Here is a 13834-nt window from a genome sequence, read left to right as displayed (position 1 = left end):
TTTTCCAGCGCCAGTCCCGTTGGTTGGCGAACCACAGGATTGTGTCGCTAATTCGTTTCGGTTGAGGAAATTTGCTTAGCAGAAATGCATGACGTGTCGATGTGAAGTTTGTGCAGATCGTCGGGAGATTTTGCCAAATTTAACCGCCCGAATGCAACCTGAAAATGTGTGATACGTGCCGTTGGTAAAAATGCGAATAAATTAAACGCGGTGGTTGCTTGGTTGTCGCGTTTAATGCAACTACACGCTCCTTTCGATGGTAGGAGATAGAGATGAATATGCCGACGAGAATAATTATTTCGCTCGTTGTCGCCCTTTTGGCCGGCGGCGGTTACATGACGGTCGATAAGATGCGCGGGGCCGAATGGGTGGTTTCGCCGCAACAGATCGCCGAGGCGCAGGGCAAAGGTCAGGCGGGTTATGAATCCCGTCCGGGCACCGTGACGGTGCGGCCGATCCGCAGCGAGACGGCGGATGTATTGCCGATGAAATGGGCGCTGATCGGCCTTGTTGCCGGGCTTTTCACTTTTCGCGCCACGGGCAAGAAAAAAGCGGCCAAGGCCTGAGGCCCGCCGCTTCCTGTCTCCGGCGCTTTGGCGCCGGAGTGCAGAACCGAAGTGTCTTTATGCGCCCCAGGTCTTTTCCAGAATGCGGACCCAATTGCCGTGGCAGATCTTGGCGAGCGCCTCGTTGTCATAACCGCCCTTGCGCAGGGCTTCGACCAGCAATTGTAGATCGCCCGCATCCTTCATGGCGGCGGGAATGGTGGTGCCGTCGAAATCCGAACCGAGCGCGACGTGGTCGATACCGATGCGGTTGACGATATAATCCACATGGCGGACAAGTTCGTTGAGGTCGGTATTCGGGTTCTTCACGCCGTCCTGACGCAGGAACAGCACGCCGAAATTGATGCCGGCAAGGCCGCCCGTATCGCGGATGGCGTCCAGCTGGCGGTCCGTGAGGTTACGACTGTGATTGCACAGCGCGTAGGCGTTGGAATGCGACGCCACCAGCGGCGCGTCTGAGATCTTGGCGATATCCCAAAAACCCTGTTCGTTCATGTGCGAGAGATCGACCATGATCTTCAGCTCATTGCAGGTTTTTACCAGTCGCTTGCCGGTATCGGTCAGACCCGGGCCGATATCCGGTGTCGATGGGAACCGGAAGGGAACGCCGTAGGCGAAGATGTTCGGGCGGCTCCAGACCGGTCCGAGCGTGCGCAGACCCGCCTCGTGCAGAACGTGCAGCGCATCCAGATCCTCGCCGATCGTTTCCGCGCCCTCGATATGGAAAACGGAGGCGAAGGCGCCCTCTGCCATGGCGCTGCGGATATCGGCGGCCGTGCGGCAGACTTTCAGCGCGCCATTGGATTGTTTCTCCGCGCGGAACAGCAGAGCCGCCATGCCAAGCGTCGCCTTCAGAGCGTCGGCTTCGGTCGGTGTCGAGAAATCACCGTTTGCGTCCTTTTCCATGCTGGGCGAGGGCACGTAGATGGCGCAGAGGCCGCCGGCGAGGCCGCCCTTTCTGGCACGCGGCAGATCGATGTGGCCAACCGTGTCACCCTCGATCAGAAGCGTTTCAGGGGAGGTATTGCCGGAACGCCATAACCGCAGAAGCACGTCGTTGTGGCCGTCGAAGACGGGTACGGGTTTTTGATCGGTCATGGTCATTCACCTTCGGATAGGGGGAGGGCGCGGACGCGCGTCTATTCAGACTTTTGGGAATTGGTAGAGGAAAGGTCAAGGCGGGAGCAAATGCAATCCGTGCATAGGCTCTGCCAAATTTGGAATTGGTCGGGCCTCGTTTGCTCGTGTTAATCGCGGGAAAACATAAAAAAAATGACTGGATTGGGGCAAACCCACACCGTTTCCGAAAAATAAGGTCCGAAAGGGGATTTTCGATGATTTCAAGACGCAACCTGTTGATTGCCGGCGCTGCCGTTCCGTTCCTGTCCTATGCGCGCATTCCGGCCTTTGCCGCGACGCCCAAGGATATTCTGGTCGTTGCCCAGCAGCTGGACAATATGACGAGCCTTGACCCGCATGAAGGTTTCGAGGCCGTGGGCGGTGAAATCATCTCCAACATGTATCAGAAGCTGGTGCGTGCCAACCGCGAGGATTCCACCAAGGTTGATCCGGTCATCGCCAAGTCCTGGGAAGCCGATGCGGACAGCAAGGTGTTCACCTTCGTGATCGGGGACGAAGCGACCTTCGCGAGCGGCGCCAAGGTCACGGCGGAAGACGTCGCCTTCTCGCTGCAGCGCGCCATCAAGATGAACAAGAGCCCGGCCTTCATCATCAGCCAGTTCGGCTTCACGCCTGACAATGCCGAAACGACCATCGTTGCCGCCGACGACAAGACGGTGAAGCTGACGACGGCAAAGCCGACCGCCATCTCCTTCCTGCTTTATTGCCTTTCCGCCAATATCGGCGCCATCGTTGAAAAGAAGGCGGTTCTCGCCAATGCTGCCGGTGAAGACCTCGGCAATGGCTGGCTGCAGAAGAACAGCGCCGGTTCCGGCGATTTCATGCTGCAGGCCTGGAAGCCGAGCGAAAGCGTCGCGCTGATAGTCAATCCGAACGGTCCCTACAAGGGCAATATCAAGCGCATCGTGCTGCGCCACGTTACCGATCCGTCTTCCCAGCTTTTGATGCTGCAGAAGGGCGATATCGACATTGCCCGCGACCTGACTTCCGAGCAGCTGCGCACCGTCAAGGATGACGCCAACATCGAGTTGGAGCGCAAGTCCATCGCCTCGCTGGTTCTGATCTCGCTCAATCAGGGCAACGAGAACCTTGCCAAGCCGCAGGTCTGGCAGGCGATCAAGTGGGCGCTGGACTACAAGGGCATGCAGGAAAACATCGTGCCGCTGACGCACGAAATCCACCAGAGCTTCGAGCCGAAGGGCTTCCCGGGCGCCGTCAACGATATCCCGTACCAGCGCGATGTCGAGAAGGCCAAAGCGCTGATGGCCGAAGCCGGTCTAGCCGATGGTTTCGAAATCAGCATGGATCACTATTCGGCCCAGCCCTATCCTGATCTGGCGCAGGCCATCCAGGCGAACCTTGCCGATATCGGCATCAAGGTGCGTCTGCAATCGGCTGAAAACCGTCAGGTTCTGACCAAGATGCGTGCCCGCGAGCACCAGATGGCGCTTTCCGCATGGGGCACGGATTACTTCGATCCGCATTCCAATGCCGATGTCTTCAACATCAACAAGGACAATGGCGACGACGTGAAGTCGAAGCCCTTCCTGTGGCGTTCACGTTTCAAGAACGACGATTTCGCCGCCAAGGCGGAAGCCGCCCGCGATGAGCGTGATCCGGCAAAGCGCATCGAGCTTTATGAAGCCCTGCAGCGCGAGCACATGGAAAACAGCCCGTTCGTCTTCATGTTCCAGACCACGAAGACGGCTGCCTTCCGCAAGGGCGTCTCCGGCTTTGAACTCGGCGTTCTCTCCGAGGGCAATTCCTACCACGATGCGAAGAAAGCGTGACATTGAACAAGCGCGTCAAAAGCATATCGTCGATACTGGGCAGCGTCATCCTGACGCTGTTCGGTTTGATGATCATCACCTTCATGATCGGGCGCGTCATGCCTGTCGATCCCGTCATCGCGGCGGTCGGCGACAACGCGCCTGAAGACGTCATCGTGCGGGTTCGGGCGGAAATGGGTCTCGACCAGCCGCTGGTCGTGCAGTTCTTCCATTATGTCACGCAGGTTCTGCATGGTGACTTCGGCAATTCGATCCTGACCCGCAATCCGGTCTGGATCGATATCAAGCGTGTTTTCCCGGCCACTTTCGAACTTGCCACCGCAGCCCTCATTCTGGCGGCGTTGATCGGCATTCCGCTGGGTGTCTGGGCTGCCGTGAAGCAGGGCAAGCTGACCGACCAGGTGATCCGCGTCGTCTGCCTTGCCGGTCACTCCGTGCCCGTCTTCATGCTGGCGCTGATTTCGCTGCTGGTGTTTTACGCCACGCTTGGCGTCGCGCCGGGACCGGGCCGGCAGGACATCATCTATGACGGCATGATCACGCAGGTCACCGGCCTGATGACGGTCGATACGCTGCTTGCTGGCGACTGGGGTGCCTTTTACGATGCGGTTGCCCATATGGTGCAGCCGGTCTGCATTCTTGCCTATTTCAGCATGGCCTATATTACCCGCATGACGCGCGCCTTCATGATCGATGCGCTGAAGGGCGAATATGTCATCACCGCCCGTGCCAAGGGGCTTTCGGCCATGACCGTGATCTGGGGCCATGCTTTCCCCACGGTCGCCGTGCAGCTCGTCACGGTTCTGGCGCTCACCTATGCCGGCCTTCTCGAAGGTGCCGTGGTAACGGAAACCGTCTTCAGCTGGCCGGGCCTCGGCCAATACCTCACCGTCTCGCTGATGAACGCGGACATGAACCCCGTCGTCGGAGCAACCCTGTTGATCGGCATTATCTATGTCGGCCTCAACCTGCTTGCAGACGTGCTTTACCGAGTAATGGATCCCCGCGTTCGATGATGTTAGCTAATTTCAGAAACTGGGCGCTGGACGAGACGCCGCATTCCCGCACACAGGCTGCGTGGGGAAACCGGTATCGCATCTGGCTCAACCTCAAGTCCAATCCGCTGGCAGTGATCGGTCTGACGATCATCGTCCTCTTCATCGCGTTGTCGCTACTGGCGCCCGCCATCGCGCCTTATGATCCGGCAACGCAGAATCTCGGCAATCGCTTAGCATTTCCAAATGCAGAACACTGGTTCGGCACGGATGAGCTGGGTCGCGATATTCTCTCGCGCATCCTCTATGGCGGCCGCGTCACGCTCGGCATGGTCATCGCCGTCGTCGTTCTCGTCGCACCCATCGGCCTCGCCATCGGCTGCATCGCCGGTTATTTCGGCGGCATCGTCGATACCGTGCTGATGCGGGTGACGGATGTGTTTCTGGCTTTTCCGCGCCTCATTCTGGCGCTGGCCTTCGTTGCGGCGCTGAAGCCCGGCGTCGAAAGCGCCATTCTCGCCATCGCGCTTACGGCATGGCCGCCCTATGCGCGTCTTGCCCGCGCCGAAACCATGACGGTTCGCGGCAGCGACTTCGTGGCGGCCTACCGGCTGACCGGCGCCTCCGCCTGGCGCATCATCGCCCGTCACATCGCGCCGCTCTGCGTGCCGAGCCTTATCGTGCGCATCACGCTCGACATGAGCTCGATCATCATCACCGCCGCCAGTCTCGGCTTCCTTGGCATGGGCGCGCAGCCGCCGTCGCCGGAATGGGGTGCGATGATTGCCACCGCCAAGCGCTTCATCTTCGAACAATGGTGGGTCGCCACCATTCCCGGCATCGCCATCTTCCTCGTCTCGCTCGCCTTCAACTTCCTCGGCGATGGCCTGCGTGACGTTCTCGACCCGAAGGGACATTGAGCCATGCTGGTCGAAATCGAAAATCTGAAGATCGCTTTCCAGACCCGCACCAGCCGCTTCGAGGCGGTGCGCGGTGTGTCCATGAAGCTCGGCACCGAAAAGCTCGGCATCGTCGGTGAATCCGGTTCGGGCAAGAGCCTCACGGCGCGCGCGCTGATGAAGCTTTTGCCCTCCAATGCCGATATCAGGGCCGATAAGCTCGCTTTCGACGGTATCGACGTGCTTTCCGCCAGTGAAAAGCAGATGCGCCAGATCCGGGGAAAACGGGCAGGTTTCATCCTTCAGGATCCGAAATATTCGCTGAATCCGGTCAAGACCATGGGCGCACAGATCGCTGAAGCCTGGCGTGCCCACAAGGGCGGCAGCAAGCGTGCGGCCATGGAAGCGGCCATCGCCCTGCTCGATCAGGTGAAGATCCGCAATCCGCGTCAGGTTGCCTCGTCCTATGCCCATGAAGTTTCCGGCGGCATGGGCCAGCGCGTGATGATCGCCATGATGCTGGCGCCCGATCCCGAGCTTCTGATCGCCGACGAACCGACCAGCGCGCTTGACGCCACAGTGCAGGCGGAAATCCTGCGGTTGATCGAGGAACTGGTGTCGGAACGCGGCATGGGCCTCATTCTCATCAGCCATGATCTGCCGCTCGTTTCGCATTTCTGCGACCGCGTCGCCGTGATGTATTCTGGCCGGGTGATGGAGGAGCTGAAGGCTTCCGAACTCCTGAAAGCCGAACATCCCTATACAAAGGGACTTCTGAACTGCATTCCCTCGCTGACGCATCCGCGCGAGCGTCTTCCCGTTCTCAACCGTGATGCAGCGTGGTCCAGCCAATGATCGACGTCGATAATCTCCGTATCAAGTTCGGCGACCGCGAAGTCGTGAAAGGCGTGTCCTTTTCGGTCGAAAAGGGCGGTAGCTTCGGCATCGTCGGTGAAAGCGGCTCGGGCAAATCCACTATCCTGCGCGCCATGGCCGGCCTCAATGAGAGCTGGGAAGGCCGCATCGCCTTTGCCGGCAAGGATGCGCCGCTGAAGCGCACGCCGGACTTCTTCCGGCAGGTGCAGATGGTGTTTCAGGACCCCTATGGGTCGCTGCATCCGCGCCAGACCATCGACCGTATTCTCAGCGAATTGCCGCTGGTGCACGGCATGGACAATATCGAAAAACGCATCCAGCAGGCCTTGTCGGATGTGGCCCTGCCGCAGGCGGTGCGTTTCCGCTTTCCGCACCAGCTTTCCGGCGGCCAGCGCCAGCGCGTGGCCATTGCGCGTGCGCTGATTGCCGACCCTGAGGTGCTGCTGCTCGATGAGCCGACGTCGGCGCTCGATGTTTCGGTGCAGGCGGAAATCCTGAACCTTTTGCAGGATCTTCGCGCGGCGCGTAATCTCACCTATATCCTTGTGAGCCACAATCTGGCTGTTATCGCGCATCTCTGCCCGCAGGTGGGTGTGATGCTGAATGGGGAAATGGTGGAGCAACTGAGCGCGGGTGATCTGCGTGAGGGCCGCACCAAACATCCGCATACGGAAGAGCTGCGCAGCTTGAGCATCCGGCTGGAAGAGCCGGCCTGAGCCTACGTCGCAAATAAATCGGGCGGGTGCCGCTCGCTTCTTCTCCCCGCCGGAGGGAAGAAGCGAGCCGCGATGTCGAGGCTTTCTGCAAAGACCACAAAGACGCGAGACCGAGCAATGCCACAGCAATTCGACTGGAACGCCGCTTCAACGCTTTCACAGGACTTCGTCTCGCAATGGGCGGGCAATGAGCCGGGCGGAGCGGTGATTGGTTTCGATCTCGATGGCATCCGTTTTGCCCATGCGGGTGGCGTGGAAAGCCTCGCGACCTTCGCACCCTTCACGCCGCAAAGCGTCGTGCGTTATGCATCCGTCACCAAACACGCCTTCTGCGCCATGGTGCTGGCCCATTCCGATCTGATCGGGCTTGATGATCCGCTCGGCACACATCTGCCGGAGCTGCAAGCGCCGCTTCGCGATGTCACCGTCGGGCAGGCGCTGGATATGAGCGGCGGGTTGCCGGATACGCGCGAATGCCTGTCGTTGCTTGGTCTTTCCGTCTACACCGAAACGAAGGCCGGCCCGCTTCTCGATTATCTCATGCGCTTGACCCGGCTGAATTTCGCAGCCGGCAGCGAGGTTTCCTATTCCAATACAGGCTATCGTCTGGTGGAAGCGGCGTTGGAGCGCCATGGGTTCCGTTTTGATGATTTTGTGCAGGCACAGATTGCCGGTCCGTTTGGGGTTTTCCTGAAGGCGCCTGACGTTTGGAACGATCCTGTCGATGGTCTCGTGCCGGGTTACTGGAAGTCCGAAGAGAGCTGGCAGCTTTCCGCCGCCGGCCTGCATATTTCCGCATCCGGCAGCCTTGCCGGCAGTGCCGAGGCGCTGACCCGCTGGCTGCAGGGCCTGATGCAGGGCGAGGGCAGCTTTGCCGGTGTTCTGGACAGGCTCTCCGCTGAGCGGCCACTTGCCGATGGGCGGATGAGCGAATATGGGCTTGGCCTTCGCTGGTCGCATCTCGGCGAGCGGCGTTTCGTTGGCCATGGCGGTTCGCATCCGGGCTACAAGACCTATTTCCTCCTCGACCCTGAAAACGGTACGGGTTTCGTGGTGGTTTCCAACCGCGAGGATACCAACGGTTTCAAGATCGCGCTGGAAAGCATGGCGACCCTGACCGGCCTGCCTCTGCCGAAACCCGCCGCCAGTCTGCCAGACGGTCTTTACGTCACCAAAAGCGGTCCTTGGTGGCTGGAGATCAAGGGCAGCACATCCACTTTCATCGATGGTGACGACACGCTTTACGAGGATGTCGACGGCTGGGTCTCGTCGCGTTCGGCATCCTCGCCCATGCGGCTGAGGTTCGATGGCGAAGTGATCATTGGCGAGGCGGGCCATGCGGCCCGACGCTTCCTGCCTGTTGGCGAGCATGCCGTGCCGGATGATCTCTCGGGAACATGGCGTTCGGATGAGGGCGCCGAATTTTCGATCAGCGGTTCCTCGCTGACGATGGGCATCGGCCCGACGCGCAACAGCATGCCGCTCACAGCGCTCGGCAATGGTCGTTTCCTTTTCACGCTGATTGACGGGCCGTGGACGAAGCGTGTCTGCCTCAACCGGCTGGGTGACGACAGGATCGAGCTGGTTTCCAGCCGGGCGCGGATGATCGAATATTGGAGGGGCCTTTAAAAGGGTTTCATTCGTAGCAGGTTGATCCTAATAAAGACGCTTTCCGCATAGACGGAACAGATGTTTTTGTTGGGAGTGTGCGCCTTGGAAGTCAAATGGCTCGAGGATTTCCTGGCGCTGGCCGGAACGCTCAATTTTTCAAAGGCCGCGGATGAGCGGCATGTGACGCAATCCGCCTTCAGTCGGCGCATCAAGCAGCTGGAAGCCTGGGTGGGTGCGACGCTGGTCGACCGTGCCTCCTATCCGTCGCGGCTGACGGAGGCCGGGGCGAAGTTCGTGCCGGTGGCGCAGGAGACGCTGAAGCAGCTTTACCATGCGCGGCGCACGCTGCTGCAGGAAGAAGGAGCCGATGCCAGAACCGTTCGGTTGACGGCCCTGCATACCCTGTCCTTCACCTTCTTTCCCGACTGGCTGAAGCGCGTGAACGAAAAGGCGGGACCGCTGTTTTCCGTTCTGCGGCCGGATTCCGGCAGCATGGAGGAAAACCTCAATTCACTCGTGGACGGGCAGAGCGATTTTCTTCTGACCTATGCCCATCACGAAGTGCCGATGCTACTCGATGCGCAGCTGTTCGAATTCCGCGTGCTCGGCGCGGAAAACATCATTCCCGTTTCCGCGCCAACACAGGATGGCGCACCGCTGCATGCGCTGGTGGAAAATGCGAAAAAACCCTTTGCCTATCTGGATTATGAAAAAGCCTCGTTCTTCGGGCCGCTGCTGCGCGATCTCTTGAGCGCGCGGCTGCCGCAATACGAGCGGGTGCATGAGGGCAGCATGTCGGTGGGGCTGAAAGCCATGGCGATGGCCGGCTGGGGGGTCGCCTGGGTGCCGGAAAGCCTGATGCGACAGGAACTGGACAGCGGCGCCCTAGTGCGCGCCGCCGATCCGAGTTTCGATATTACCGTCGATATCAGGCTTTATCGCTCGAAGGAGAACCGCCGGCCCGTGGTCGAGCGCATTTGGGCGGTTCTCGAAGACTAGAGCATTTTCACGAAAAGTGGACCCCGGTTTTCCGTCCGGAAATGCGGCAGGACAAGGGCTCTCGGCTCAGATCGCTGTGCGGCGGGCGTTTTCGAGGTAGAGCGCGCGCAGGCGGTTTACCATCGGGCCGGGTTTGCCGTCGCCCACAGGCTTGCCGTCGATTTTCGTCACCGAGACGACGAAGTTGGAGGCGCTGGTGAGGCAGGCTTCGTCGGCCTTCAGCGCCTCTTCCAGCGTGAAGGGGCGTTCTTCCAGCGTGAAACCGGCTTCCTTCGCCAGTTGCAGGGCGGCTAGACGGGTGCAGCCGGGCAGGGTCTTGTTGCTGTTGCCGCGGGTGATGATCTTTTTATCGGCGGTGACGATGTAGGCGGTCGAGGACGCGCCTTCGGTGACGAAACCATCTTCGATCATCCACGCTTCGTCACAGCCTTCGGCCTTGGCGATGCGTTTTGCCATGACCTGTGGGAGCAGGCAGACGGTCTTGATATCGCGGCGTTCCCAGCGCTGGTCTGGAACGGATTTGACGGCGATGCCGGCTTCTTCGACCGGGGTGCCGATGAGCTTTTTGGCCTGGGTGAACATGACGAGCGTCGGTTTCAGATCGGCGGAGAACAGGAAGTTGCGGTCTTCGGCGCCACGCGTCAGCTGCAGATAGATCATGCCTTCCACGAGGTTGTTGTCGGCGATCAGGCGGCGCTCCGCCTCGACAATCTCCTTGGTGGTGACCGGCAGCGGCACGTCGATTTCGCGGGCGCTGCGTTCCAGCCGGGCCATATGCAGGTCGCTGTCGATCAGTTTGCCTTCCAGAACCGACGTGACTTCATAAATGCCGTCACCGAACAGGAAACCGCGGTCAAAGATGGAAAGGCGGGCGTCTGCCTCGGGCAGGAATTCGCCGTTGACGTAAACGATGCGGCCGGATGGGCTGGTCATGAAAACTCCGTCTGGAAGATCAGGCTGAAAGAAGGGTTTTAAGCGTGTCGATGGAAATGGCCTCGACCGTGGAGGCCTTGCCGGTGCCGGCATTGAAACCGGATGTCGTCGTGGCCGCGCAGAGCGAATTGAGGATTGCCTCTTCGGTCGCCTCTATCGCTGCTTCGAACAGCGGCGAAATTGCATCGTTGGAAAGTTCAGGGTATTCTGTCACCGCCTTGCGGCGCGCGGGTGTGCGGCGCAGCCGCTCATCGGTGGAAAATGCCAGCGCGTAGTCACCGGAGCCATTACTGAGTGCTGCACCCGTTCGCGCCAGTCCACCAAAGCTTCTGGCCGCGAGGCGCTTCAGATTGCGGGAGGAGAGCGGCGCGTCGGTGGCGACGATGATGACGATCGAGCCATCCTTGTCTTTGTGTTCCGGGCTCACATAGGGCTTGCCGCAGACCAGCAGATGGCCGCCGTAATTGGATTGCACGAGAATGCCGATGGTGTAGGCCTGACCGGAAATGGTGACGCGGCGCGACGCGGTGCCGATGCCGCCTTTCATGCCGAAAGCGACCGTACCGGTTCCAGCACCAACGCCGCCCTCGGCCACCGGACCTGTGGCAGCGTTTTTGAGCGCGGCTGATATCTCATCGACGGTCGGGCGGCCGGCACGGATGTCGTTCAGGCGGGAATCGTTGGTTTCGCCGACGACGGCATTGATCGAGACGACCTTCTCATTGCCCGGCTGCGCCAGCGTATGGCGGTTGATCGCCTCGATGGCCCGGCCTGTCGCCAGCGTATTGGTGAGGATGATTGGTGTTTCGAGTTCGCCGAGTTCCTCGATCTGGGTCGAGCCGACAAATTTGCCGAAGCCGTTATAAACGGCGAAAGCGGCGGGCACCTTGTCCTGAAAGAGATTACCGCCATGCGGCAGGATCGCGGTTGCGCCGGTGCGGATCGTCTCGCCTTCGATCACGGTCGAATGGCCACTAGTCACGCCTTCGACATCGGTGATGGCGTTGAGCGGGCCGGTCTCGAAATGGCCGGGCCGGAAACCGATATCGCGCAATCTCGGGCGGGTCGTCTGGTGCATCGGGCGATCACTTTTGCGGAGTGCAGGCACAAGGTGGAACAGGCGCGGCTTGCCAAAAGCCTTGCTCTGACTTGACGTTAGCCTAGTTCACCGGGAAACGGCATCGCAAAAATGGAATAGTTTTATGCGGGCAATGGATGCGCTCAGGAGGCGCGCAACGCAGGTTCGCCTTCACGTTCCAGCCATTGCCGCATCGCTTCTTCTGCCTCTGCTCTCTTGGGCGCGCCGGCGCGGCCGCCGAAGACCGTGCATTTGAGCGCGGCGGCAACGGAGGAGAGGCGGATGGCGGCGCGGCTTTGCATGCCTTCGGCGATGGCAAGCGCGAAGGTGCCGTGGAAGATATCACCAGCCGCCAGCGTATCCACCGCCTTGACCTGCATCGTCGTCTGGAAATGCACCGCGGGATCGCCGGCTTCCGTCCACCAGCAGCCCTGCGGACCGGCAGTGACGGCGATGAAGGTTTGCGGATAACGGGCATGCAGCACCGGCAGCATGTCTCTCACCGTTTCAAGCCCGGTCAGCCGGGCGGCGGCGGGTTCGGAAAAGATGATATGGGTTGCGGCGGGCGCAAGCTTTTCCAGTGTTTCCACTGGCGCAACATCGCCATCCAGAATGGCGGGTTTGCCAAGCGCACGCGCCACGGTGAGCACATCAAGCGCCAGTTCCGGCCAGCGCACATCAACCAGAACCGCATCAAAGGGAGCAATGTCCTCCGGCGTGCAGGGGCGTTTTTTCTCGTGAAGGCGATGATCGTAGAAAGGCACGATCAGCCGTTCGCCCCTGTTATCGATGATGATCGTCGACAGGGCCGAGCGCGCGCCGGGCGCAACCGTCATGCCTGACGTGTCGATGCCGCTTTCACCGAGATCGCGAAGGATGCGAGTGCCGGTCTCGTCATCACCCACCGCACCCCAGAGGCTGGCGCGGCCACCCATGCGATGAACGGCATAAGCGGCGCTCGACGCCATGCCTTCGGCGATCTGCAGCATCTCATAGGGCAGGACCTTGCCTTCGCCCTTCGGCATGTCTGCCACGCGAAACAGGGTGTCGAGCACGGCGGCGCCCACGCAGAGCACATGCTTGCCGCCCGGTTCCTTTACCATTCCCTTCGCTCCTGTCGTGTTCAGATGCGCTTGCCGCTGTCCTTGTCGAACAGATGCACCGTTGCCGGATCAATGGCAATGTGGATCGTATCGCCGAAGCGGACATTGAGCCGCTCGCGGAACAGGCAGGCGATCTCATCGCCCTTGCAATTGAGCTTGGCGTAGATTTCCGAGCCGGTGCCTTCAACCAGTTCGACCCGGCCTTCGATACCACTCTCGGCGGCGCGGATATGTTCCGGCCGTACGCCATAGACGAGGTCGCGACCGCCGAGCTTGCCTATATCGGCATGGGCGGGCAGCGGCAGGCTGAGGCCTTTTATGGTGCGGAAGACGCCTTCCTCCACCCGGCCACGAATGAAATTCATGGCGGGTGAGCCGATGAAACCGGCAACGAAGAGGTTGGCGGGATTGTCGTAAAGCTCGAGCGGTGCGCCGATCTGCTCGATGATGCCATCATGCAGCACCACGATCTTGTCGGCCATGGTCATGGCTTCCACCTGGTCGTGGGTAACGTAAATGGTGGTGGTGCCGATGCGCTGGTGCATGGCCTTGATCTCACCGCGCATCTGCACCCGCAGCTTGGCGTCGAGGTTGGAAAGCGGTTCATCGAACAGGAAGACCTGCGGGTCGCGCACCAGCGCGCGGCCCATGGCGACACGCTGGCGCTGGCCGCCGGAGAGCTGGCGCGGATAACGGTCGAGCAGTTTTTCCAGCCCGAGAATGGCGGCCGCCCGGTCCACCTTGGCCTTGGTTTCCTCCGCGCTCACCTTCTTCAGCTTCAGCGCAAAGCCCATATTGTCCTTCACCGTCATGTGCGGATAAAGCGCGTAGTTCTGGAAGACCATGGCGATATCGCGGTCACGGGCGGGCAGGTGGCTGACCTCGCGCGGGCCGATGTGGATTTCGCCGTCGCTCAGCTCTTCAAGTCCGGCGATCATGCGCAGCAGGGTGGATTTGCCGCAGCCGGAAGGGCCAACGAGGACGACGAATTCGCCATCCTTGATGTCGATATCGATGCCGTGGATGACGTTGACCGAGCCGAAGCGCTTCTGGACGTTCTGAATATTGACCGGTGCCATGTGTAGGTTCCCGTTATGAGCAATTCCAGCAAGGTGCGTCGCGGTTTTG

Annotated in this window: 13 protein-coding genes; 8 read left to right on the top strand and 5 right to left on the bottom strand. The window is 60.4% G+C overall.

Features of this window, described 5'->3' with window-relative positions; translation table 11 throughout:
* Positions 1–272: 272 nt before the first annotated feature.
* On the top strand, positions 273–566 hold the full coding sequence (locus tag GSF67_RS11780) for a hypothetical protein (protein ID WP_006312141.1): 294 nt from the start codon (positions 273–275) through the stop codon (positions 564–566).
* A 57-nt stretch (positions 567–623) separates the two neighbouring features.
* Here GSF67_RS11780 and GSF67_RS11775 read toward each other — a convergent pair whose 3' ends face one another.
* Positions 624–1664, bottom strand: coding sequence for a dipeptidase (locus GSF67_RS11775; RefSeq protein ID WP_035215034.1), 1041 nt, complete (start codon positions 1662–1664; stop codon positions 624–626).
* A gap of 236 nt (positions 1665–1900) precedes the next feature.
* Between GSF67_RS11775 and GSF67_RS11770 the strand changes: the two genes are divergently transcribed.
* The 7 genes from GSF67_RS11770 (at position 1901) to GSF67_RS11740 (ending at position 9592) form a co-directional block, all read left to right on the top strand.
* Positions 1901–3496, top strand: a complete 1596-nt coding sequence (locus tag GSF67_RS11770) for an ABC transporter substrate-binding protein (RefSeq protein WP_006312139.1) — start codon at positions 1901–1903, stop codon at positions 3494–3496.
* A gap of 2 nt (positions 3497–3498) precedes the next feature.
* Positions 3499–4512: an ABC transporter permease gene (locus tag GSF67_RS11765; protein ID WP_006312138.1), complete on the top strand. Its 1014-nt coding sequence runs from the start codon at positions 3499–3501 to the stop codon at positions 4510–4512.
* Complete coding sequence (gene nikC / locus GSF67_RS11760; protein WP_006312137.1) at positions 4509–5411, top strand: nickel transporter permease; 903 nt, start codon at positions 4509–4511, stop codon at positions 5409–5411. The genes GSF67_RS11765 and nikC overlap by 4 nt, the downstream gene beginning before the upstream one ends.
* Before the next feature lie 3 nt (positions 5412–5414).
* On the top strand, positions 5415–6245 hold the full coding sequence (locus GSF67_RS11755; protein ID WP_006312136.1) for an ABC transporter ATP-binding protein: 831 nt from the start codon (positions 5415–5417) through the stop codon (positions 6243–6245).
* Positions 6242–6982 (top strand): ABC transporter ATP-binding protein, encoded by a 741-nt coding sequence (locus tag GSF67_RS11750; RefSeq protein WP_006312135.1) that lies wholly within the window; start codon positions 6242–6244, stop codon positions 6980–6982. The genes GSF67_RS11755 and GSF67_RS11750 overlap by 4 nt, the downstream gene beginning before the upstream one ends.
* Positions 6983–7099: 117 nt before the next feature.
* Positions 7100–8611: a serine hydrolase gene (locus tag GSF67_RS11745; RefSeq protein ID WP_006312134.1), complete on the top strand. Its 1512-nt coding sequence runs from the start codon at positions 7100–7102 to the stop codon at positions 8609–8611.
* Between the two features lie 84 nt (positions 8612–8695).
* Positions 8696–9592: a LysR substrate-binding domain-containing protein gene (locus GSF67_RS11740; protein WP_006312133.1), complete on the top strand. Its 897-nt coding sequence runs from the start codon at positions 8696–8698 to the stop codon at positions 9590–9592.
* A 66-nt stretch (positions 9593–9658) separates the two neighbouring features.
* On the opposite strand, the gene GSF67_RS11735 is transcribed toward GSF67_RS11740, so the two are convergent.
* The 4 genes from GSF67_RS11735 to GSF67_RS11720 form a co-directional block, all read right to left on the bottom strand.
* A complete protein-coding gene (locus GSF67_RS11735) occupies positions 9659–10525 on the bottom strand; it encodes a D-amino-acid transaminase (RefSeq protein ID WP_006312132.1) in 867 nt (288 codons plus the stop codon).
* A 19-nt stretch (positions 10526–10544) separates the two neighbouring features.
* Entirely contained in the window at positions 10545–11603 is a 1059-nt protein-coding gene (locus tag GSF67_RS11730) for a P1 family peptidase (RefSeq protein ID WP_006312131.1), read from the bottom strand.
* Between the two features lie 143 nt (positions 11604–11746).
* On the bottom strand, positions 11747–12706 hold the full coding sequence (locus tag GSF67_RS11725; RefSeq protein ID WP_006312130.1) for a sugar kinase: 960 nt from the start codon (positions 12704–12706) through the stop codon (positions 11747–11749).
* Between the two features lie 20 nt (positions 12707–12726).
* On the bottom strand, positions 12727–13785 hold the full coding sequence (locus GSF67_RS11720) for an ABC transporter ATP-binding protein (RefSeq protein ID WP_006312129.1): 1059 nt from the start codon (positions 13783–13785) through the stop codon (positions 12727–12729).
* Positions 13786–13834: the final 49 nt, after the last annotated feature.

This window comes from Agrobacterium sp. CGMCC 11546 (assembly GCF_013365515.1).
Lineage (GTDB): Bacteria > Pseudomonadota > Alphaproteobacteria > Rhizobiales > Rhizobiaceae > Agrobacterium > Agrobacterium fabrum.
Note: the sequence above shows the minus strand (reverse complement) of the source record. Positions and strands in the feature narration are given on the sequence as shown.